The sequence below is a fragment of the Patescibacteria group bacterium genome, from assembly GCA_041665365.1.
GTDB lineage: Bacteria > Patescibacteriota > Patescibacteriia > UBA9570 > UBA9570 > UBA9570.
Window position 1 is genome coordinate 64,694 of the sequence record JBAYIY010000001.1, and the last position, 22,712, is coordinate 87,405.

Sequence of the window (22,712 nt, forward strand, 5' to 3'; positions counted from 1 at the left end):
GCATTACTTTAGCATGTCATTAAATTGTTGCCTACGGTGCTCCCAAGTTTGGTTTAGTACCCAGTGCTGTGCGGCAGATTCTAGTTCAGCATAGTTTTTTCGTTGCAAAGCCTTAATCAGATCAGCTGGATTAGTGGGATCAACTAAGATACCGGTAATACCATCTTGAATTGCTTCACTCATGCCACCAGAGCGCCCACCGATACAGATTTTACCGAAACTATTCGCCTCTAAAGCCACTATTCCAAAACCTTCGACATCGCCATTAGATAATTGCCGAGCCGGCATAACCAAACATGTACAATGTTGGTAGAGATAAGCAATTTCTTGATCTGATAAATTTTTTAAAATATGCACTCTTTTTTCTAATTTATATTCTTTTATTAACTCGTTTAATCTTGGTTCATCTTGACCTGAGCCCGCTATTACATAATGTATTTCGGGTATTTTATTTAGTGCCTCAATTACCCGATCAAACCCTTTTCTTTCAACCAAACGACCCACTGATAGAATAAATTTTTCCGGTATCGGCTCGGCTGGTTTTACAACACCGGTGGTTGGAGTGATATGAGCCGCTGGATGAATCACTGTAATATTTTGTAAAGTTCGATCAAAAGTGAACAGCAGGTTTTTGGTATAGTCTGACGCCGCCACAATATGTTGCGCATGTCGTAAGATTCGTTTCAGTAACCAGCGTTTACGCCAATATGTTTGCGGTACCAAAACATCCATACCGTGCGTAAAAACAATATATGGTTTTTGAGTTAATAATTTAACAACCAACGCTACGGTGCCTAAGGGTAAAACCTGTCCCACTAAAACATGAGAATAATTATACAAACGAACTTGACCAATTAACCACGGAATCATCAGCCACCAAGGCTTGGGCATATCTAATCTGGTGGCTACTTTGCAGCGTAACAAATTATGGTAATAATTAGCCACGCCGCCTACATCCGGCGGATACTCTAGGGTTATTAAGAGCGGGTACGCATTTGTTGCCATAACACCTTTATTTCACTAAATTTTACACCACCAAAGACGAACAATAAACCGACATAAATAATAATGCAGACACTTAATATCAATAAGAATATCATACTGGTATGATCCAGACTTTGCTGTAACCACCAGGCTAACACAGCCATGATACTGGCAGACAACAAACTAATGCCGGCTTTTTTTAGAATAACCAAACTGCGAAATTCCGTCAGTTGATACACATACGGTAAACCCAGTAAGACTAAAACGATGGCACTGAGAGTGGCCGCCAGAGCTGCCCCCATGTAGGTATATTGCGGAATCAAAATGATGTTTAAGACAACGTTAACACCTAAAGCTATGCCCATGTTTAACGTATTGGTTAATTGTTTATTGGCGGCATTCAAAGCATTGCCAATGGGATAATTCGCAAATAAAAACACTACCCCAGCCATAAACAATTGTAAGGCCGGAATTGTGGCCGGAAAATCTTTAAAAGCTAACTGAATAATATCTGGTGCCAACACATAAGTACCCAAAGCGATTGGTATGCTTAAAAATAATAACAATATACTAGTTTGTTCAAAAATGTTACGAAAAGATTCTTTTGATTGCAATAGCGCTTGACTCATCGCCGGGAAAAAAGCGGTCGCAAAAGCGCCTGGTAAAACGGTTAAGGTAATAGTTAATTTTAGCGCGATACTGTACCAGGCCACATAGCGATCCCCAGCTAAATAATTTAACATCACTGTATCAATTGAACCGTTCAATTTAAAAAATATATCAGCCAGGGCAAACGGTGCGGCCATAATAAATAGCTGACGCATAGTTGGCCAATGCCACTGCCAGCCTAACCGAATGTCGGTTTTACGATACAATATATAAACAGCATAGAGTAAATACAAAACACTGGCACAGTTAATGGCAATAATTAAACCGCCCGCTTTATAACCGAAGAAAAAAAATGTTCCGCCAATAACCACTACAGCGATCTGGTAAAAAACTTGACCAATCGCCTCATACTGCATGAGTTGCTGCGCGCGTAAGACGGCAAAGATAACCGATCGAAAGGTATCGAACACAATAATACCGATAGCCAAATAAACCAGCATGACTGTATACGCTGGCATTGGTTTGTATAAATTTAAAATATGAAACAGACCAATCAAAACCACAACGCTGACAATCGTTAGAATAATTTTTAACGATAAAGCCTGCTTAAAATATTCCTGTAATCGTTCTGGATTCTTGGCACCCTGCCGCGTTAAAACCGGAATCAAACCAAAATTCATCAAGATTACAAAAATACTTGTGTACGTAACCGCAAAGGTGTATTTCCCTAATAACTCATCCCCCGCTGGTATAGCCAGTTGATGGGCAATGTAGGCGAACCACCAAAACGCCAGAGCTTTTTGAGCCATGGACGATAAGGTGAGATAAGTAGCATTCTTTGCTAAGACGCCAGATAGCGTCATGGGGATAAAAGCTAACGTTTAGACCACTGTGGTGCGCGGCGAGCCCGTTTCAGACCGGGCTTCTTGCGTTCTTTCTTACGTGAGTCACGGGTTAAAAAGCCAGCTGTTCTAAGATTTTTGCGCAAACTTTCATCAATGGTCAACAATAAACGGGCAATGCCCAAACGCATGGCAATGGCTTGCGCCGCTTTACCGCCGCCTTGTACTTTAGCGCTAATTGAAATTGTTTTGGCATCTCCATAATGACTCAGCGGAGATTTAATGTCTTTCAGTAAAGTGGCCGGAAAATAATCAGCCACTGGCTTATCATTCACTGTAATTTCGCCATCGCCTTTTTTTAACAAACGCACCCGCGCGACAGCCGTTTTACGTCGACCAACGGCATAAAGATAAGTTCGTTTTGTCTTGGTATCTGCCATAACTATTCAATCGTTAAACGCTTAAGCATCTGATCCCGTAATTTGTTTTTTGGTAACATATTGTTAACCGCGCGCCGGAGCAACTGAGCCGGAGTAAAATCTTTCGCCAATTTCATCTTTAAACCACCGGGATGAAAAGTGTGATGTTTATGCTCAATCGTCGCCAATCTTTTAGCATCAAATTTTAGTGCCGAAATATTTTTAACTTCTACCATATCGCCACAATTAGAGTAGGGCTGATAATCTGGTTTGTGTTTACCCATCAGCAAGCCCGCTACTTTCGTAGCCAAACGACCGAGGGTAATATTGGTTGCATCAACACTGTGTGTTTTTCGAATCATACATTTACTTTGTCAGTTGGTTTATCAGTTGACTTGGCCGGCTGCTCAACAAACTCTAATTGCACTAATTCAGCGCCATCACCTTTACGGACACCAAGTTTGGTGACACGGGTGTAGCCACCTGCGCGCTGATCGAACATAGGTGCAATGGTTTTGATCAACTTATTGACCGCTGTAACATTACCTAAGCACGCTAAAAGATAACGGCGGGAGGATTCTGTATTGCGTCTGGCGCGCGTTATTAACCGCTCTACAAAAGCTTGCGTCACTTTAGCTTTGACTTTAGTGGTACGTAACCGACTGTTCGTTATCAAACCAATGGCCTGACTTTTCAACAAAGCCTTCCGTCCGGCGTGATTACGATCAATTTTTTTGACAGACTTCTGGTGGCGCATACAATATTATTCAGTCACCTCAGTAAACGAATTACCAATCACCGACAAATGATCAACTAACATGGCACAAGCTTGGTGCATGGCTTGCTCCGGAGTGAGCGTACCATCAGTAGTGACATCCATGAGTAATTTATCAAAGTTAGTCATTTGTTCCACCCGCACATGTTCAGTTTTGAAATTAACATTACGTACCGGTGTATAAACAGCATCTAAAGCCATAAAACCAACGTCGAGTTTTTCATCCTCACGGGCTTCCACTGGCACATAACCACGACCTTTTTGCGCCAAAATAGTAATTTCCAGTTTGGCAGAAGCATCGGTTAAGGTGGCAATATGCACATCTGGGCTCATCACTTCAATATCTGAATTTTTTTCAATATCTTTGGCGGTGACTTTTTTCTTACCAGATACTTTTAAAGTTACTTGCACGGCTTCATCTGAAAAAACTTTTAGACGGACTTGTTTCAAGTTTAATAAAATATCAACCACATCTTCTTTGACGTGTTCCATGGTAGAAAACTCATGATCGACCCCTTTAATTTTGACGGCTGTGATCGCACCACCTGGTAACGAAGATAACAATACTCGGCGCAACGCATTACCCAAGGTTGTACCATAACCCGGATAACATGGTGAGATAGTAAACAAAGCGTGATTGGTATCAATCGTTTGCGCTTGGATTTGGCTAGGAAGTTGAATATCCATATGGCGTAAGTTTGATTATTAACGAGAATAAAATTCCACGATCATATTAACTGCAATGCTGCCTTCAGCATCTTTGGCCGTGGGCAAAGTTAACACCTGCGCAGAATAACGAGTTTTATCTAGCTGCAACCAGTGCGGTGCATCATACGTTTTTAAATGATTGACGACTTGTTCAGTATACTTCGATGCTTGCGTACTGGTTTTTAGAATAATCACATCACCAACTTTTACTTGGCGTGATGGCACATTACATTTCTTGTCATTCACTAAAATATGACCATGCGTCACTAATTGGCGCGCTTGCCGCCGCGTTGTTGCTAAACCCATTCGGTACACGACATTATCCAAACGACCTTCTAAAAATTGCATGAGCTGTTCGGCGGTGTTACCAACTTTACGGCTAGCGGCCGCATAATAATTGGAAAATTGGCGTTCTAAAATACCATATAAGGCTTTGGCTTTTTGTTTCTCACGTAATTGTAAACCAAATTGGCTCAAACGCGGTTTTCGCTTCATACCGTGCTGGCCTGGAGCATAATTGCGTTTGGTTAAAGCACATTTGACTGAGCCACAAACGCTCTCTCCGAAACGGCGACAGGCTTTACATTTTGCTTTGAGATTTCGTGCCATAGGTAATACAATAATTAAACGCGACGTGGTTTTTTAGGGCGACAGCCGTTGTGTGGCATCGGAGTAATATCCTTGATATCGGAAATGGTTAAACCGGCCGCTGTAATGGCGCGCAAGGCTCCATCGCGACCACTGCCAATACCCTTAACAAATACTTGCACTTCTTTTAAGCCAGTTTCTTTAACTTTCTCTAAAGTTTCTTTCAGTACCACACCCGCAGCATAAGGCGTTGATTTCTTTGGTCCTTTAAAGCCGTATTGTCCAGCACTACCTTGAGCCACAGTATTTCCAGCCGAATCAGTAATATTAATAATTGTGTTATTGTACGTCGATAACACGTGAATCGCCCCTTTGGCAAGGGATCGCTTCTTTTTTTTCTTCTTTTTTAGAACAGCTTCGGCCATAATATGAGATAATTTGTAGTAGATTTATTGAACTTAATTGTTGTTAATTATGTTTTTTGAGCCGCAATCTTACGACCGGATCCCATAGTGTGGCGTTTGTTACCACGCACAGTGCGGTTATTAGTTTTGGTCGATTGCCCGCGCACCGGTAAATGCCGAATGTGACGACTACCCCGATAACTGCCAATTTCCTTCAAGCGTTTAATATTAGCAAAAATCTCGCGACGTAAATCACCTTCCACAGCGATGCCCATCTTATCAATCATGGTTTTAATGGCATTCACGTCAGCTTCGGTTAAATCTTTGGCGCGCGTATCAGGATTGATCTTCGCTTCCTTAAGAATTTTTTTGGATAATGGAATACCTACTCCGTATAAGTATGATAACGCCACTTCAATGCGTTTTTCATTTGGGAGGGTAACACCGGTAATACGTACTGCCATAAGATTAGCCTTGACGTTGTTTATGTTTAGCTGTTTTACAAATCACATGAACTCGACCTTGACGGCGGATCACTTTACAAGATGTGCAGATGGCTTTGACTGAGGATCTAACTTTCATGCTAATAAGGAAATCTTTAGTGTCGATAAATTACTCTACCTTTAGTTAAATCATACGGGGTCATCTCGAGCGTCACGCGATCACCGGGCAAAACTTTGATCCGATGCATACGCATTTTCCCCGACAGAATACCTAATATCTCATGCCCGCTGTCCAGTATTACCCGGAACATGGCATTCGGAAGCATTTCAGTCACCTCACCTTGCATCTCAATAAACCCTTTTTTGGTAGAGCGCGGTGCGCCACTGCCTGGTTGAGGTTGTACTGGTGCTGGGCGTGAAGTGTTTGAATGATTTGGCATTAAAAAAATACTGCTAAAAAACGAGCTTGGTCGAACTTTTGATAGATATTGTCAATTTCTTGGCAAATTCGAGTATTTCGACAAGCAGACAATAGTATACGTAGGCTGAATTGACCTGTCAACTTAACTTTTGTCAAGCCTGTGGATAACCGGCTTACCTATCAGCTTATTAAGTGATTTGGCATTTTTTTTGGTTAGCACTCGTTGGCCAGTTTTGGTTTCGATATCTTTGCGAGCGTTGCCCAGGCTTTGCGGATTTCAATACTCTTCAGCCGTTGGTTCACCCAATCCGGGCTATAGCCTTTTTTTAAATAGGTTTTTAAAGCTCGACTGATAGCTAATTCTGGATCAGCCGTTTCTTCTAAACGTTCATACCCTACCTGTGCCAACCAAAGTTTAAACGGCTCAGCATTTGGTGAGGGAATGGATTGAATTAGTCGGAGCATAGTTTCGGTATCAGCTGCGTCAGTTATGTAATACTTACCGTCTGATGACTGCAATTTCAGTTGGTGACATTTTGTCACCAACTCACTTCCCTCTTTACGGAGTCGTTCTGCCAGCTTATTCCAGTACTTCCTAGCATCAACACTGTCAGTTAGGACACGAACCACGTCAATAACCGAAAAGTACCACAATTCTTTGTCTGCGTCCCAATGGCGTCTGATCTGGCTACCTTGAAATAAGGCAATGGCTTCTTTTTTAGATTTCATAACCAAATCTTACCCCAAAAAAAGGCTATTGTAAAGGCCGTTTTAAGCCAAAATTGGCTTATTAGTTAGCATGGGTTAAATCCCTACCAATTTAAATACGTAATCGTGAGTTGCAATATGGTCGCGAATGTCACCCACAACAAATAGGGTATCTGAACATACGCCACCCATCGTATCCGGGGATAAATGACTACCATACACCAAATGAGGGTGCTGAGCACTAGGAGAATATCCACGGCTGCCAGCCAGTTGCTTCTTAGGCCAAACTGAATTGGAGTGAAGACAGCATTAAAGATCAGGTTCAACACAAATGGTACGGCCATCATCCGCGGTAATTGTTTCTTCCAGACCATCCAAAATACTGTACCAAACGAAATGGCAATCAATCCGTACAGCACCGTCCACGCTGGGCCAAATAACCAGGTTGGCGGCGCCCAGGTGGGTTTAATCAATTGTGCATACCAGCTAGGGATGTCCATTAGGTGTAGTATAGTCAATCGCGGATTTCTTGCATAGATTAAAGGGTTTTATTACACTGAAGCTGGTTGGGGTGGGATGGATGGTGTGGGGGTTTATTTTTTGAACTTTGGCCATCGATTATAACCCACCGACGGATCATTGGATTTTAACTTTTTTATATAATCAACCTCAATTTTATTTACTTCCTCATCAGGTGCATCTTCAGATTGCCAAAGAATTTCTCGCCGAATAGTAAAATCTTTTTTATCAGTGTCTGAAAAATCTTGCTCAAGTATTTTACTATCAGGGCTACCGAAGTATCTAAAAGTCCCGGTCAAATCTTTACCAACATAGATTTTCCCGTTTGGATATGTGATTTTATATATCCACTTCATACAGTGTTACTAAGTAAAAAGTTATTGAATAGTTATTTCCGTTAAATTGGTGGGAATGGGGTGAGTGGTTTCCTATCTATTAACTACCGGCAAATATGTGCATCTGCAAAATGGTTTGCCATTTTGATTCATATCATAAGTGCAACGTGGATTTGGTATTGGCATATTTTCAAAAGCCTCTTTCAAATCAAATATTTTACCGCTATTAATATTACAGTGAATGCAACCTGAATTACATAAAATCTCCACTTTTTCACAGCCCAGTTCCTTAAGTATTTGCAATTCCAATTTTGCGGCAGCAGCATTTTCTTTAAAACTGTCTTTTCCTTCCTCATTCAGATACAGAGCCATTGTGAAATAAATCATTTTTTGATCTTGCAGGTCAGTGGTTTTAAGAATTACTAAATTAAACAATGACCATAATGTGTCACCATCAGATGCAGGTTGACCAAATTTCTTTGTTAGCTTTTCCTTCTGATTCTCAAAATCCTTCCCAGATACACCATAAGCTGATAGAGAATTAAGATATTTTTTTATATAGGCCATAAAACTCATTTTAGAATAACATCACCACCTTTGGCTATATGATCCAAATTGGAAAATGTTACATTTTCTAATAGTGAAAACGTGGGTCAGTTGATAATTCATCCTTCAGCTTCTGATTCTGCTGTCCTAATTCTTTGAGCCTAGGAATAAAACTATCTATAAATTGCATTTCTTGAGAGTTATTGTTTATGTCATCAAATAAATCCATTAAGCCCATCGCGATATTTCCCACCAACCACAAATCAGATTTGACATGTAACTCATCCTCTAAATCAAAATAGGGTGTATCAAATTGCCCTGCAACTCTATTGAAACTGAATGTTTTCATAGCATAGATAATATTTGAATGTGAAGTGGTCGAATTAATATGATCCTTAATTTTCTGTATGTGGTTAGAACCGTCACGATGATACGTTGTGATCCATTTGTACCTTTTATTCTTTAGTGCGTCTGATGCTTTCAGTATTCCTTGTTCATCGTAATCAGCAAAACCATCAACCGACGGATTGGCAATTGCATAAGCAGCACATGTACCGGCTTCCAAAACCTGACGTAAGTCCATCATGGCTTGCGTGTGATGCAACCTAAGTGCGGAGAATAGGGCAAGTGTGTGATGTTTTCTAATCTGTGACAGAAAAATTACAAAAACTCCTAGTTTGGGGCTAACTGACTTCAAAAAAGTATTTAGGAGAGTATTTAAGTTTGATGCATTTAGAAAATGCTCGTCATATCGTACTTTCCCTTCGAGAACCAGTTTTGTCTCAGTCTCAATAATCTCACCGATAGTTCCCTGCTTGATTCCCATAAATATTAACTCTCCTCCACCACCGCCTTAATCCGCCTCACGCCAGCGGAACAAGCTTCTTCCTTCAGGATCTTAAAGTGACCAACCTCTTGAGTATTGTTCACATGCGGGCCACCGCAGAATTCTTTGGAGAAATCACCAACGATGTAGACTTTCACTTTGACGTCGTACTTGCTATCGAATAAACCAATGGCTCCCAGCTTATGGGCTTCTTCCACACTCATGATTTCATAATGCACCGGCAAAGCACGTTTAACTTGTTCGTTGACCATGTCTTCAACTTGTTTAAGTTGTTCAGTGGTCATTTTTTCGGGGTGGGAAAAATCGAAACGGAGACGCTCCGGGGTGATGTTGGAACCTTTTTGGTAGACATGCGGACCGAGGATGCGGCGGAGGGATTCTTGCAATAAGTGTGTGGCGGTGTGACCGCGGATGGTTTCCCAGGAGGCATCGGCTAGACCACCTTTGAACCGTTTTTGGGCACCAGCGCGGGATTGCTCTTGGTGTTGTTTATAAAAATCATTGAAGCCATCTTCATCTATCGTCAGGTTTTTTTCTTTGGCCATTTCTTGAGTAAATTCTAAGGGGAAACCATACGTATCAAAGAGATGAAAAGCATGCTCCCCCAACATAACTCCACCACGAGGAATGTTTACAGTGAGCCTATCGAACTGTTTTTCCCCTTTTTCTAAAGTCTTGGCAAATTTTTCTTCTTCATTAACTAACTCTAGTTTGATTTCGGAACGTAAATCATTAAATTTCGGATAATATTGTTTGAACATATCAATAACGATGTCGGCTAGGTCTTGTAAAAAATAACCTTTGATACCTAATTTACGTCCATGACGAATAGCGCGGCGAATTAAACGACGCAATACATAACCTTGATCGATATTTGAAGGTGAGGCACCATCGCAAATCATAAATGTAGCAGCGCGAACGTGATCGCAGATTATTTCCTTTGAAGTATCCCCGTGGGTGGTGGCCAGTTGATTGATTTTATCCATGATTGGGACAAACAAATCGGTTTTATACACCTCGTCTAAACCATTGAGCACAGCGGTGACGCGTTCTAAGCCCATGCCGGTATCAACATTTTTTTGTTTAAGCGGTTCAAATTTTCCATCGGCCGTTTTTGAATACTGCATGAACACATCATTCCAAATTTCCACATACTTACCACACGAACAACTTGGGTCACACTCGGGTTTACATTTTTCTATGCCGACATCATAAAACATTTCGGTGTCTGGTCCACATGGGCCGGTCACACCAGCTGGACCCCACCAATTTTGCGCTTTGGGAAAAAAATAAATGCGTTCATCGGGAATACCTAGGTTGCGCCATAAAATAGCTGATTCATCATCACGCGGGGCATCGGCGTCACCGGCAAACACACTAACCGATAACCGCTCCACTGGGATGCCGAGCCAGTCTTTGCTGGTTAAAAATTCAAAACTCCAAGTGATGGCTTCTTTTTTAAAATAATCGCCTAACGACCAATTGCCTAACATTTCAAAAAAAGTTAGATGCCAGCGATCACCGACTTCTTCAATATCACCAGTGCGCACACATTTTTGCACATCAGTTAAACGCACCCCTGCCGGATGTGGTTCCCCCATTAAATACGGTACCAATGGGTGCATACCGGCCGTGGTAAACAACACCGTTGGATCATTGTCCGGAATCAACGAGGCCGAACCAATAATGGCGTGATTCTTACTCGAAAAAAAATCTAAATACTTCTGCCTTATTTCATGTGAAGTAATCATGGCGATAGTTTAGTGAATTATAAGGGTTTCGTCTAGCTTTATTGTCTTTTTGTTCTTAATGCACTGTGCAATTCATCAAATCGTTTTATAATGGTGTAGTCATCTAGTGCAGCCGTCATGGCTTCATAATTATCTGCGTTTAATTTACGCAAAATTTCGCGGGCTTTTTCAATGATCGTCGAGGACTTACCGGGACGAATCATTCGTTCGAGGTGGCGTAATCCACTGGATCGTTGCACTAGATATCGCAATTCGGCAGCATCTTCTGGCTTGATATCAGGAGAAAAATCAATCAATAATGCTGGTAGAACTTCACGTAAACGTGTCCGAAATTTAGGGCTGTCTTTTAAGAGGCGATCAAACTCTGAGCGTCCTTTCAATTCTTCATACACTTGTTTTTGTAAGGTGTTGTCTTTAAAAATAAATTTATCAACATGATAATCACTGAGTGATGCGCTTCTAAGATAGGATCGAATAATTTTTTGAAAATTTATAATAGGATCACGTTGGGCAATTTGGTACACGATTTCTATTTCTGTATGATCCGCCTTATCGGCGATGGTTTGATATTGTTCATTAATCGCCGCTGCTAGTCCGTCAGGCAATTCTGCTGGAACACCGTGTTGTCGCATTAATTCAACAACCTTCGATGTAAAAAACACGCGTTCTTTGGCACGGGTTTGTTCGTGAATAATGTTCGCAGAAAACTGTTGTCCGATGGCTATGATACGATTATCTTCTACCTGACTTAAATCATAGGTGGTTCCAAACTGCTGAATGGCTAAACTTCGATAATAATCTTGTTCTGCAACGCTCAAAGAAGTAACTGGAGGAAGTTCAGCTGGTGCTTCGTTGCTGCCATCAATTTTCACCATATAATATTCAAGAATATCTTTTAATTGCTCGGAATGATGCGGAGCAGTCAGAGGCATATCAAGGGCAACGGCTCTAACGACAGGCTCCATACGTAATAGAGTATGATCTAAACCGATAATTTTTTTTGTATCCAGATCTCGTTTTGCCCACGTAGCATCCGTTATAACGGAGTTAGCTGATCCATCGCGTGTCACGGTCACAAATGAATTCCAGGCGTGCCCAACTTTATTTAAATTATGTGATAAATAATCATCTCGTTCTGGAGCAAAAGAGTCATCACCCTGCTCAAAAAGAGCGTAAGTATTACGTAATCGATTATATTGAGTTTGATTGGCTTTAAGTGCCTCAAACACACCTTTAACAGCACTGGCAAAATTCCGACACACTCCATTACCTTCCCAAGTAGGGTCGGTTCGTCTTTGTAAACCTTCTTGCAATAACTGTAACACTGTACTTTGATCAGCTACAGTATCTTGACCGACTACTAAATCACCCCGCTCAGCTTTAGTATCACTCCATTTATATTTCGTTAAATCAACTACCAAACTAGTAGCTAATTCTACGGCTTGACTAGGCGACAATGCATCTAATTCTTTTATCCCCAATCCTTTAGCAATTTCAGCTCCTTCCCCTTTTATATATTTTATAATAAAATTATATAGTTTCTTTTCCCAACCTCTTTCTTTAATTGTTTCTTGATAAGTTTTAGCGCTTGGTGCAGTTCCATCTAGACGACCGTCGCTCATTAAATATTTTTCGACTGAAGCAGGGATAGGATGAGCCTGTTCCGCTGCAGCTACCTGGGGATGAAAAGACTTTAATTCTGAAAAAGCGATCGTATTATCTGGTGAAGGTTGTAGTCTGAGTAATGGATGATCAATGACACGTTCTTCGGCTTCAACTGTTGTTAAAAAATAGGCTTTGGCTTCATCCCAAGTATCAAAAATAAAAGAGGTTGTAGCTAAATAATATCTGCCAGTTTCATCTATTCCGCCCGGTACGGTCACTTTATAACGGCCATCCGCTTCTAACTTAATGTTGAAAAAATGATCGCCGGCATAGGTTTTATCTAATGAAGCACGCTCGGTTGCAATGCGCACATCATTTTTTGATATTTCAACGCGCGCTCTGGCTGTCGCTTCATCTTCAAATCGTTCTTGACATGTTCCAACTATTGAACCATTTGAGCTATCAATCAAGCCAGGTAACGACACTTCGAATTTTCCATCGACCGCAACTATACTATATAGCTCTCGCCCATTTGGATTTATAAATAAGTCCCTCTTTCTTTCACTAGCTCTAATTGATTCAGAGGTAATCATGGCGGTAGTTTAGTGAATTATAAGGGTTTCGTCTAGTTAATCTCTCTTTCAATTATCACTCCACCGCCTAATACTACATCCCCATCATAAAACACAGCAAACTGGCCGGGTGTTACGGCTCGAACGGGTTCGGCAAAGTCTATTTTATTTCCACTGACACTACATTTAACATCTGGAGTGCGATAACGTACTTTTACGGAACACGTAAATGTGTCGGTTGGTCTGAGGCCGGATACCCAATGCTCATCGCTAAACGTACACCAGTTGGAAAATAAACTGGGATGATCTTTACCCTGACAGATTACTAAAGTGTTATCAGACAGACGTTTGTCCACCACATAATATGGGCCAGTACCACCAATTTCAATGCCCTGGCGCTGACCAATGGTGTAATAGGCTAAACCTTTATGCTCCCCCACTATTTTACCGTCTGTTAAAACCATTGGTCCAGGTGCAGCTTTAACATATTGTTTTAAGAAAGTTTGAAAATCAATATCACCAATAAAACATAAACCTTGACTGTCAGGTTTGGTCGCCACTGGTAATTTAAACTGTTCCGCTAGTTTACGCACTTCTGGTTTTAATAAACCCCCAATCGGAAATAATATTCTGGATAATTGAGTTTGATCTAAATGGTAAATAAAATATGATTGATCTTTATTCGGATCGGTTCCCTTTAACAATTGATTTTTTATGATTCGTGAATAATGCCCCGTCGCGATTTTATCAAAACCCAGCGTCATCATTTTATCTAAAAACGATAAAAATTTTATTTGGGTGTTACACATTACATCAGGGTTAGGTGTGCGTCCGGCTTTGGTTTCTTCTAAGAAATATTGAAACACTTTATCACGGTACTCTTTTTCAAAATTGATACTTTGAAACGGAATCTTTAAGTGAGCACAAATAGCGGTAACATCTTTCACATCATCTTCCCACGGGCAATGATCGTACTTACCACGATACGCTGCATCGGCTTCATCGGACCAATTCTTCATGTAAAAGGCTTCTACTTGGTAGCCCTGCTGCAATAATAACGCCGCCGACACAGCTGAATCGACCCCGCCACTCATGGCGACGGCAATTTTGTTGTTTTTCTGAATTGACTGTGGTATAGTCATGCCCAGACTATGGCAAAAAATACATTTAAACTCAAGTCCGGTCTGGCCCAAATGCTTAAAGGTGGGGTGATTATGGATGTGGTCACAGCCGACCAAGCCAAGATTGCCGAACAAGCCGGTGCGGCTGCCGTGATGGCTTTAGAACGCGTTCCGGCTGATATCCGCGCGGCTGGCGGTGTAGCTAGAATGAGTGACCCAAAGTTAATTAAAGCCATAATGAAAGCCGTGACAATTCCGGTCATGGCCAAAGTTAGAATCGGTCATTTTGTTGAAGCCCAAATTATTGAAGCCTTGGGAGTAGACTATATTGATGAATCTGAAGTGCTCACCCCGGCCGACCCATTTTCTCATATTGATAAAACTACTTTTAAAATACCGTTTGTGTGTGGTGCCAGAGATTTAGGTGAGGCTGTACGCCGAATCAACGAAGGTGCGGCCATGATTAGAACCAAAGGTGAGGCGGGTACCGGTAATATTGTTGAAGCGGTGCGGCATATTAAAAGGATCGCTGAAGATCTGAAGGTACTGAAGACGCTGAAAAAATCACAGCTAAAAAAACTAGCCAAAGATTATCGGGTACCGTTAGAATTATTAGAGCAAATACAAAAATTGGGGAAATTACCAGTCGTGAATTTTGCGGCCGGTGGCATTGCTACCCCAGCCGACGCTGCCTTGTGTATGCAGTTAGGTGTAGACGGTGTGTTTGTGGGTAGCGGGATATATAAATCCAATAATCCAGCCAAACGCGCCAAGGCCATTGTAGAAGCTACTACTCATTATAATGATCCCGATTGGTTAGCACGGGTATCTGAAGATTTAGGTGAACCGATGCCCGGATTAGAAATAACTGAATCTTTAACTAAGTTATCATCCCGTGGCATTTAGAATAGGTGTATTGGCACTACAAGGTGATTTTTATGAACACTTAGTGGCCTTAAAAAAACTCAAGGTTGATGGTGTGCCAGTTCGAACAGTGTCTGATATAGAAAAAACTTCCAGTTTAATTATACCAGGCGGTGAAAGTACTACGATTAGTAAATTATTAATCACGAGTGGTTTAAAAAACTGGATAATAAAACATGCCAAAACAGGTTATCCTATTTATGGCACCTGTGCTGGTTGTATTATTCTTGCCTCTCTTGGACTGATAGACATTTCGGTGAAACGAAATGCTTATGGCCGACAACAAGATTCTTTTGCTGAACTAATTCAATCTAAAATGTTTCCCAACTTATCCGGTGTATTTATTCGGGCGCCGATTATCACTCGGATTGGTGCTGGTGTTAACGTGTTGGCGACACACAACGATATGCCTGTGCTCGTACAACAAAATAATATTCTCGCCGGAACATTTCATCCGGAATTAACCGATAAGGTAGATGTGCACCGCTATTTTGTCACACTGAGCGCCCAATCGGCTAAACGCTCCGCTTCACTGAAGCGTGTCCAAGAGGTCGACGCCCCCATCACTACTACAATGATATTGTGATCTCCATCGTGCACACGCATCGCTAAACAATACAATGCTTCATAAATAAAACCAGTTTTGCTACCGGTAATATCCAAGTTACTAGTCAACATTAAACTGTTGGTATTATTAAAATCGTGAAAATTACCGTAATTGATGGTAGTAAATTGGTAATATGGTGTGGCTGTGATGGCGGCAATGTCATCATTTTGTAAGGCCAGATTCATAAATCTGGCATAGTCACTGGCGGTAGTGATATTGCCCACATCTAAGCCAGATGGGTCGGTAAACACTGTAGCAGTTAAACCAAGTTCCTCAGCAGTATCATTCATCTTATTAACAAAATCAGATACTGAATAACCGGCATTACCCACTAAACCATAAGCGGCATTGTTCGCTGAACCAACTAGCATCGCATTCATTAAATTATCCATGGTCATAGTTTCACCCTCAGTCACGCGTAAGAAAGCCCCTTCTTTATCATAACTACTATGATAGGTCGCCACCTTATCCAAATCGACACCGTCATTAAACAACACATAACCGGTCATTAATTTTGTCATCGACGCCATTGAACGTTGGGTGTCGGCATTATGGTTATATAACACCGTACCAGTATCAGCATCGATGGCAATCGCCGCCGCCGCGTCAATAGCGCCAAACTCATTAAACGGATCCGTCGTGTCAGCTGCCACTACCACTAAAGAATTTAAGGCACCCCATTGGGCTGTGACCGTCTGATCAGCTTGGCTAACTTGAGAATCCAATTTAACCCAAGTTTGACTGCCGGTATTATAATAATAAAAGAAGCGATCATACTGATATTTTTTACCCTTGAGATGATACTGAAATTGTAAGGGTTCATTTATCCAATTAGATTCGTCTTGAATGGTGTAACTATAAACCGGTGAAATTTGTTTTAAGGTGTCAGGTAAAACCGGGAAATTTTTCACGCGCCGCACCCACGCTTTAGTGGCGGTTTGCAAACTATTGGCTTGAATACCTAAATCTAATCGACCGCGCTCTAAAGTATAGCCAGAAGTTCTGCTACCTTGATCAAGTGTTATCTTAGTGACTGGCTGTTGTGCAAAAACAACCAATGGTAGAAAAAATAAACCAAGGCTATTTAACCAAACGACCCGGACCATTCGGATTGTAGCCATTATCTATTTCTTCTTTGTCAGTAAAACCATCACCATCCGTATCCGCCTTGAGTGGATCGGTGCCATAACGCTTTTCATCGATGTCTCGCAAACCATCTTTATCCGTATCAAGCTCCTGTAATGGAATAGAGGAATTACTATTATTGGTATTATTTGTGTTATTCACTGGCGTGACTGACGGGATCTCTTGAAATGGATCAAGTTCAATGTACAACCAAATACCACCGCCAATTAAACTACCCAACACCAAAACAGATATCACAACAATAATAATTTTCTGACTGGTTGTTAAACCGGTGCGTCTAAACGATTCCATGGCCGCTTGATCCGCTAACGGTACACCCGGTTTAGTTAGCGGAGCTGATTCATTAGCAAACATAGATTACAGTGTAGCATATTAGATATATTTACGGTATACTTTATCACATGTTTCGAGACATTAAGGTAACCACAAAGATTTTAGCTATATTTGTTGTTTTAGTCATACTGATTGTTAACTCCTGGGCGTTTACTTTTACTACCGTCTTAGATTTTAGAAATACCTTTACCACCATTCAGGATTATTCCTTCCCTAGTGTGGTAACTACAGCCGAACTAAAAGATGATGTCCACGTGGGTATGCTAGCGGTGTATACCTATATCACCACGGGTGATCCAACAAGTAAAACTCTGTATCAGGAACATTTTAATCAAGCCATTCAAACCGAATATCGCCTCTTTCAATTATCTCAAACTAGTGCCGATTTTGAGTTTACGCAAAAATTCAACGATAAACTGCTGGATATATATAATCAAGCCGATAGTTTAGTCACTTTATATGAAAGTGAGGCACCGTCTGAGGATATCAGTAAACAATTAGCCAAACTAAATACCTCACGCGCTGAGTTTAATAATTTTGTCGAAACGACGATTACCGATCAAACCACCGCTCAAGTGACTGAAACTGGTGATACCATTTCCAAAACTGTTAACCAAACGCAATATTATCTGTTTGGGGTGTTAGTTTTTGTGGTGATCGTAATAATATTTGTCTGGTTGTTTGTTTCTAACAATATTACTAAGCCGATTCGAAAATTAACAGCCGCGGTGCAATCCTTTGGTAAGGGTGAATTTCACCGTGTTACTATCACTCATAATGACGAACTAGGATTATTTGCCAAAACGTTTAATACCATGGCTGAGAATATTCAAAAGAGCCAGGCGGCCCTCGAAGAAGAATTGGAAAAAACCAAACAACTGGATCGCCAAAAATCTGAATTTCTCTCGATTGCGGCGCACCAATTACGCACCCCGATGTCTGGCATCCGTTGGGTGAGTCAAATGTTGTATGACGGCGATATGGGTGATTTATCCGAGCAACAAAAACACCACATGGGTAATGCTCTGGAAAATATTAATCGTATGATCTTGTTGATTAATGATTTGTTGGATGTTACTAAAATTGAAGAACAACGTTTTACTTATAAATTTGTCCATACCGACCTGGTAAAAATTTGTCAGGATCAAATTACCGCTTTAGCCCAATTAGCCAAAAATCAAACGGTCACTGTTAATTTAATTCATGAACCAGCCGGTGCCTTACTAACAGAAGTTGATGTTGAAAAAATTAGTATGGCCATAAACAATCTCATTGATAATGCCATTAAATATTCAAAAACAGGTGGCAGTGTTGAGGTTTCTTTAAGCAAACATGGTAACACAATTCATGGCTCAATTCGTGATCATGGCATTGGTATTCCGAAAAAATCACAAGCGGAAGTATTTACTAAATTCTTTCGCGCGCCCAACGTGTTAAAGATTATTACTGAAGGCAGCGGTTTAGGTTTATTTTTAGCCAAAGATATTGTTGCCAAACACAACGGCAAAATTTGGTTTGAATCTGAAGAAAATATCGGGACTACGTTTTTCTTCGATTTACCTGTGACACAATCACCTTCGTAATATAATCCAGTTCGATATTACACAGTTCCTCCACTAACCGTCTACTTAGGGTGGTAGTTTTTTTTGTATGAGGTATTAAACTAACTGACACTCGATCATCATTGATTGATGATATTGTTAAATTTACACCATCTATTGTCAGACTTCCTTTGAGTATAATATATTCCATGAACTCTTTCGGTAATTGTAGTGTTAAGTTCGCATTATTTGCTAATACATTTCCAACACCATCAATATGTCCATAAACCAAATTACCAGATAAAGGCGTAGTTAAAGTTAAAGCCGGTTCAGCATTAATTTTATCTCCAACGCGCCAACTAGATACTGTAGTTAATTTCATAGTTTCGGCCATATATTCTACTGTGAAAGAACTATCTGTAATTAACGTTATAGTAGAACATATCCCATTTAATAAAATACTTTCTCCAACCGTAACTTCACCCCAGTTCGGTTTAGTCAATGTCACTGTCAAAACATCACCGTGTTGAATAGATTTAATGCTGAGCAGTTCTTTTACTATGCCTGTAAACATAATTTTATAGCTTTAATATCAAGCTGCATTTGGTTCTGCAAACTCTCACCATCAGAAAAAGCTTGATTGGCTCTAATAAAATTTGTTAAACGAAATTCAACTCGACCAGTAATATCAACACTACCATCAAGAATGTGCGCCTCAGCTTGACGCTCGGTTTCATTAAAAGTAATGGCCGCACCAATAAAAATGGCGGCCGAAAATTTATGTGTCTCTTTCAAAACAAAGCCGGCATAAACACCGTCTGGAATAGATGCCGTTACGGGTATATTCAAAGTCGGTACACCTAAAAGACGTCCTCGCCCACGATGCGGCTGGACGTCTCCGGTTATAGTGTACTGAACTACTTGCGCTTCAGTTCGCGCTGCACTAGTTTCCAATGGGTTTTAAGATCACGTTTTAGAGATTTTACCGTACCGGTACCAACTTTCTTTTGTGCCGCATATTCATCGACAACTTGCTCCACAATTTCATCATACTTTTTTTGACTAATCTTTTTTATAACATGCACGCGTTTACTAATATCTTTCGATAAATCAATCGCAGTATCTTTAATTTTTTTGGCAGTCAATTTACCAGATTTGGTCTGTCCAAAAAAATACGCTGCTACTCCAGCGGCTAAAACTGCACCGACTCCTAATGTTGTACCTAATACGAGAGAACCTTTGTTGGCCATAATTTGATTTTTAATACTAATTATATAGATAGTATATCTAAAGTTCAACACTTTGTCCAATTTCTGGCAGGCTGACGGTTTGACCGCGGCGGCGGAGAACACCGGCGAGAATTTCGGCATTTTCTGGTTCGCCGTGAGTTAACCAAATGTGTTGCGGTTTGTTAGGCATAGTATGCACCCAATTTACTAACTTGGGTTGATCGGCGTGGGCGGAATAGGCTCCGATGGCGCGTACTTTGGCATGCACGGGTACGCGATCACCATCGATGGTAACTTCTCTGGCTTTGTCTAATAATTGTCGACCCAAAGAACCTTTCACTTGATAACCAACAATTAATAATTGATTATTGGCATCGGGTAAATAATTTTTAGCATGAAAGCGTACGCGACCGCCTTGCATCATGCCGGAACCAGCCAGAATAACTTTGGGCGCCTTCACATGTAAAATCGCACGAGATTCCTCGCTGGTTGTAGTAAACTTTAACCCATTAAATTTAAACACATCGTCCCCTTTCTCTAGCAAATACTGTGTCTCTTGATTAAACCAATCGTTATATTTAGGATAAATTCTCGTGGCTTTGATGGCTAGTGGGCTATCAATGAAAATTGGCACTGGTGGAATTTCTTTATTTTCTACCAAACCATTAAGTTCATACAAAATTTCTTGGGTGCGCTCTAGCGCAAAAGCTGGAATCAATAATGTCCCTTTCATGGTGATAGTTTCGTAGATGGCTGAAGACAGTAATAATTTACGTTCGCGGCCGGGTTCATGGGCGCGTTGACCATAAGTTGATTCCATTACCATATAATCAGCCTGGGGTAGGGGTTCAGTTGGTTTTAGTAACGGCACCGGTGGATTACCAACATCGCCAGAAAAGATTATGCTTTTACCACCAGCAGTTATTTTAATAAAGGCTGAACCCAACACGTGCCCAGCATCAAAAAATTCTATATTAAATGGCCCCACGGTGACTGGCTCATGATACTTTACACCATTAAACAAAGCGGTGGTCGCTAAAACATCTTCGGCCGTATAGAGTGGTGGGTAACCAGCTTGTTCGGCGTCTAATTGAATTACATGCGCGCTATCTTCCAACATGAGAGCAGCTAAATCTAACGTCGGTAAGGTGGCGATCACTTTTCCTTGGAAGCCTTCGCGCACCAAACGCGGGATGCGTCCACAATGATCAATATGCGCGTGTGTCACACAAATGGCTGCCACGCCACTGGGATCAAAGGCAAATTTGTCATAGTTCTTATCATCCGTAAATTGTTCTCCTTGAATCATGCCACAATCGACGAGCAATTTGGTGTTATCTTGTTCCAGTAAATACTGCGAGCCTGTCACCATGTGGCAAGCGCCGAGAAAAGTTATTTTCATAAATAGTGTTGTTGATAATATTTGGCAAATAAACGCACGGCTTTGGCGCGATGATCGTACTTTTGTTTATCCGTTACCCCCATTTCAGCAAACGTCCTGCTATCCCCAGTGGGAATAAATATATTATCATACGGCATGGTTATTTTTCGTGGTCCACGAATCGTTCGCACTAATCGACCTCGACAAACTCCCCTGAACACCACCGGCTTAGCTCGAGCTGAGGCTTTAAAAGCGATGTAACTACAAAAATAGGCGTGCTGGCCAGACTTTATTAGTTTAAACAAACCCTTAAACCCTAAACTCATCGCTACATAGCGCGATAACACACCGGGAAACTGTTTATAACCAGTAAAAAAAATACCAGTATCATCGACTAACACTGGTGCCTTTATTAGATTATAGGCTTGTTCAACTTTATGCCGCACTACTGCTTCAATCGATAAACTTTGGATTTCATCTATTTCTATGGCTTCAGGTTTAAGGCCAATGCCATACGGTTTCAAGGCCTGACTAATTTCTAGTGCCTTGAGCGGATTACTGGTAACCAACCTAATCATGGCTTAATCAGCTTACCGCACATTTGACAAACACACAGTGGTACACGATTTTCTCCAATCCCGATATTATAACGTTTATTAGCTTTGCCTGAAAAAAATACCAGTAAAGTTGACCGATGCGATTGACGAATCGTGACAGTATCCCGATCTGGCACGGTGATAATTCTGTCATCGTTATCACTCACCAATAAAGCTGGCCCACGATCCACGCGAATTTTTATTATTGAATCTACCGGTAGTATCGAATGACTTAATGGAGCAATTGAGTTATTGAAGGCTACACCCATGCCTTGTTTAAAGGTGCTATGCGTAATACTTTGAAAATATCCGGCACTACCTAGTGGAGTAGATACCACTACACCATCACCTAACATCTCATCACCAAATGGTTCGTGATCTATCCAAACATGATAGCGCAAACCACTATTTGCGGAAGCATGTGCGACCACAATATCATTTAAACCATAAATGGTTTGTTGATTATACTTGGCTTCCAGTAAGGTTTGTTCTTGTAAACTATATTGCCCTCGTACCAGTAAACGCAAAATAACTTCAGGAGCAGTGCGGGCACACGCTTGACACACGCGACTATGCCGAATCATCACCTTCGGTACCATGGGATAATGGCGCTCGGCATATAGTAAAGTACCATCACCACCATAACACAACACAAAATCCGGCTTGGATTTAACTATTTGTATATCTTTAGGATAATGCTGCTTGATATACCGAGCCAGCTCGAGTTTTTGTAGGCCGCTGATGACTACTTTCATAGG

At 41.0% G+C, this 22,712-nt stretch carries 29 protein-coding genes and 1 pseudogene; 3 read left to right on the forward strand and 27 right to left on the reverse strand.

Annotated elements, in window-relative coordinates; all coding sequences use genetic code 11:
• Positions 1-3: 3 nt before the first annotated feature.
• From WCV88_00310 to mnmA, 19 genes and pseudogenes are all read right to left on the reverse strand, one after another.
• The gene (locus tag WCV88_00310; GenBank protein ID MFA6474627.1) at positions 4-1,005 is read right to left on the reverse strand and encodes a glycosyltransferase family 4 protein; all 1,002 of its coding nucleotides are present in this window, start codon (positions 1,003-1,005) and stop codon (positions 4-6) included.
• The gene (locus WCV88_00315; GenBank protein MFA6474628.1) at positions 978-2,456 is read right to left on the reverse strand and encodes a flippase; all 1,479 of its coding nucleotides are present in this window, start codon (positions 2,454-2,456) and stop codon (positions 978-980) included. The genes WCV88_00310 and WCV88_00315 overlap by 28 nt, the downstream gene beginning before the upstream one ends.
• Positions 2,457-2,467: 11 nt before the next feature.
• The gene (gene rpsI / locus WCV88_00320; GenBank protein ID MFA6474629.1) at positions 2,468-2,875 is read right to left on the reverse strand and encodes a 30S ribosomal protein S9; all 408 of its coding nucleotides are present in this window, start codon (positions 2,873-2,875) and stop codon (positions 2,468-2,470) included.
• A gap of 2 nt (positions 2,876-2,877) precedes the next feature.
• On the reverse strand, positions 2,878-3,216 hold the full coding sequence (rplM, locus tag WCV88_00325) for a 50S ribosomal protein L13 (GenBank protein MFA6474630.1): 339 nt from the start codon (positions 3,214-3,216) through the stop codon (positions 2,878-2,880).
• Positions 3,213-3,611, reverse strand: a complete 399-nt coding sequence (rplQ, locus tag WCV88_00330; protein MFA6474631.1) for a 50S ribosomal protein L17 — start codon at positions 3,609-3,611, stop codon at positions 3,213-3,215. The genes rplM and rplQ overlap by 4 nt, the downstream gene beginning before the upstream one ends.
• A 6-nt stretch (positions 3,612-3,617) precedes the next feature.
• Positions 3,618-4,316, reverse strand: a complete 699-nt coding sequence (rpoA, locus tag WCV88_00335) for a DNA-directed RNA polymerase subunit alpha (GenBank protein ID MFA6474632.1) — start codon at positions 4,314-4,316, stop codon at positions 3,618-3,620.
• Positions 4,317-4,334: 18 nt separating this feature from the next.
• On the reverse strand, positions 4,335-4,946 hold the full coding sequence (rpsD, locus tag WCV88_00340) for a 30S ribosomal protein S4 (protein ID MFA6474633.1): 612 nt from the start codon (positions 4,944-4,946) through the stop codon (positions 4,335-4,337).
• 14 nt (positions 4,947-4,960) lie between these two features.
• Positions 4,961-5,350 (reverse strand): 30S ribosomal protein S11, encoded by a 390-nt coding sequence (gene rpsK / locus WCV88_00345; protein MFA6474634.1) that lies wholly within the window; start codon positions 5,348-5,350, stop codon positions 4,961-4,963.
• A gap of 47 nt (positions 5,351-5,397) precedes the next feature.
• Complete coding sequence (gene rpsM, locus WCV88_00350; protein ID MFA6474635.1) at positions 5,398-5,793, reverse strand: 30S ribosomal protein S13; 396 nt, start codon at positions 5,791-5,793, stop codon at positions 5,398-5,400.
• Between the two features lie 4 nt (positions 5,794-5,797).
• Positions 5,798-5,911, reverse strand: coding sequence for a 50S ribosomal protein L36 (gene rpmJ, locus WCV88_00355; protein ID MFA6474636.1), 114 nt, complete (start codon positions 5,909-5,911; stop codon positions 5,798-5,800).
• A gap of 16 nt (positions 5,912-5,927) precedes the next feature.
• On the reverse strand, positions 5,928-6,125 hold the full coding sequence (infA, locus tag WCV88_00360) for a translation initiation factor IF-1 (GenBank protein MFA6474637.1): 198 nt from the start codon (positions 6,123-6,125) through the stop codon (positions 5,928-5,930).
• A gap of 335 nt (positions 6,126-6,460) precedes the next feature.
• Positions 6,461-6,922 (reverse strand): annotated as a pseudogene (locus WCV88_00365) (Bro-N domain-containing protein).
• 83 nt (positions 6,923-7,005) lie between these two features.
• The gene (locus tag WCV88_00370) at positions 7,006-7,401 is read right to left on the reverse strand and encodes a TspO/MBR family protein (protein ID MFA6474638.1); all 396 of its coding nucleotides are present in this window, start codon (positions 7,399-7,401) and stop codon (positions 7,006-7,008) included.
• Positions 7,402-7,494: 93 nt separating this feature from the next.
• Positions 7,495-7,776 carry a GIY-YIG nuclease family protein gene (locus WCV88_00375; protein MFA6474639.1) on the reverse strand — a complete coding sequence of 94 codons (282 nt, stop codon included), beginning with the start codon at positions 7,774-7,776 and terminating at the stop codon, positions 7,495-7,497.
• A gap of 72 nt (positions 7,777-7,848) precedes the next feature.
• Complete coding sequence (locus WCV88_00380; GenBank protein ID MFA6474640.1) at positions 7,849-8,322, reverse strand: hypothetical protein; 474 nt, start codon at positions 8,320-8,322, stop codon at positions 7,849-7,851.
• Positions 8,323-8,389: 67 nt separating this feature from the next.
• Positions 8,390-9,127: a hypothetical protein gene (locus WCV88_00385; GenBank protein ID MFA6474641.1), complete on the reverse strand. Its 738-nt coding sequence runs from the start codon at positions 9,125-9,127 to the stop codon at positions 8,390-8,392.
• A gap of 5 nt (positions 9,128-9,132) precedes the next feature.
• Positions 9,133-10,896, reverse strand: a complete 1,764-nt coding sequence (locus WCV88_00390; GenBank protein ID MFA6474642.1) for an alanine--tRNA ligase — start codon at positions 10,894-10,896, stop codon at positions 9,133-9,135.
• A gap of 41 nt (positions 10,897-10,937) precedes the next feature.
• Positions 10,938-13,097, reverse strand: a complete 2,160-nt coding sequence (locus WCV88_00395; GenBank protein MFA6474643.1) for a hypothetical protein — start codon at positions 13,095-13,097, stop codon at positions 10,938-10,940.
• Positions 13,098-13,129: 32 nt separating this feature from the next.
• Positions 13,130-14,218, reverse strand: a complete 1,089-nt coding sequence (gene mnmA / locus WCV88_00400) for a tRNA 2-thiouridine(34) synthase MnmA (GenBank protein ID MFA6474644.1) — start codon at positions 14,216-14,218, stop codon at positions 13,130-13,132.
• Positions 14,219-14,227: 9 nt separating this feature from the next.
• Between mnmA and pdxS the strand changes: the two genes are divergently transcribed.
• Positions 14,228-15,103 (forward strand): pyridoxal 5'-phosphate synthase lyase subunit PdxS, encoded by an 876-nt coding sequence (gene pdxS / locus WCV88_00405; protein ID MFA6474645.1) that lies wholly within the window; start codon positions 14,228-14,230, stop codon positions 15,101-15,103.
• Complete coding sequence (gene pdxT / locus WCV88_00410) at positions 15,093-15,707, forward strand: pyridoxal 5'-phosphate synthase glutaminase subunit PdxT (protein MFA6474646.1); 615 nt, start codon at positions 15,093-15,095, stop codon at positions 15,705-15,707. Before pdxS ends, pdxT begins: the two co-directional genes overlap by 11 nt.
• On the opposite strand, the gene WCV88_00415 is transcribed toward pdxT, so the two are convergent.
• Complete coding sequence (locus WCV88_00415) at positions 15,608-16,834, reverse strand: serine hydrolase (GenBank protein ID MFA6474647.1); 1,227 nt, start codon at positions 16,832-16,834, stop codon at positions 15,608-15,610. The two genes, pdxT and WCV88_00415, sit on opposite strands and share 100 nt — an antisense overlap.
• A complete protein-coding gene (locus WCV88_00420) occupies positions 16,809-17,228 on the reverse strand; it encodes a hypothetical protein (GenBank protein MFA6474648.1) in 420 nt (139 codons plus the stop codon). The genes WCV88_00415 and WCV88_00420 overlap by 26 nt, the downstream gene beginning before the upstream one ends.
• 47 nt (positions 17,229-17,275) lie before the next feature.
• Between WCV88_00420 and WCV88_00425 the strand changes: the two genes are divergently transcribed.
• Entirely contained in the window at positions 17,276-18,790 is a 1,515-nt protein-coding gene (locus tag WCV88_00425; protein MFA6474649.1) for a HAMP domain-containing sensor histidine kinase, read from the forward strand.
• Here WCV88_00425 and WCV88_00430 read toward each other — a convergent pair.
• From WCV88_00430 to WCV88_00455, 6 genes are read right to left on the reverse strand one after another with little or no spacing between them, the layout of a single operon-like run.
• Positions 18,747-19,322 (reverse strand): riboflavin synthase, encoded by a 576-nt coding sequence (locus WCV88_00430; protein ID MFA6474650.1) that lies wholly within the window; start codon positions 19,320-19,322, stop codon positions 18,747-18,749. The two genes, WCV88_00425 and WCV88_00430, sit on opposite strands and share 44 nt — an antisense overlap.
• Positions 19,307-19,702 carry a riboflavin kinase gene (locus WCV88_00435; GenBank protein MFA6474651.1) on the reverse strand — a complete coding sequence of 132 codons (396 nt, stop codon included), beginning with the start codon at positions 19,700-19,702 and terminating at the stop codon, positions 19,307-19,309. The genes WCV88_00430 and WCV88_00435 overlap by 16 nt, the downstream gene beginning before the upstream one ends.
• Positions 19,666-19,998 carry a hypothetical protein gene (locus tag WCV88_00440; protein MFA6474652.1) on the reverse strand — a complete coding sequence of 111 codons (333 nt, stop codon included), beginning with the start codon at positions 19,996-19,998 and terminating at the stop codon, positions 19,666-19,668. The genes WCV88_00435 and WCV88_00440 overlap by 37 nt, the downstream gene beginning before the upstream one ends.
• A gap of 37 nt (positions 19,999-20,035) precedes the next feature.
• A complete protein-coding gene (locus WCV88_00445) occupies positions 20,036-21,379 on the reverse strand; it encodes an MBL fold metallo-hydrolase (protein ID MFA6474653.1) in 1,344 nt (447 codons plus the stop codon).
• A complete protein-coding gene (locus tag WCV88_00450; GenBank protein MFA6474654.1) occupies positions 21,376-21,936 on the reverse strand; it encodes a non-canonical purine NTP pyrophosphatase in 561 nt (186 codons plus the stop codon). Before WCV88_00450 ends, WCV88_00445 begins: the two co-directional genes overlap by 4 nt.
• Positions 21,933-22,709, reverse strand: a complete 777-nt coding sequence (locus WCV88_00455; protein ID MFA6474655.1) for a hypothetical protein — start codon at positions 22,707-22,709, stop codon at positions 21,933-21,935. Before WCV88_00455 ends, WCV88_00450 begins: the two co-directional genes overlap by 4 nt.
• Positions 22,710-22,712 lie beyond the last annotated feature (3 nt).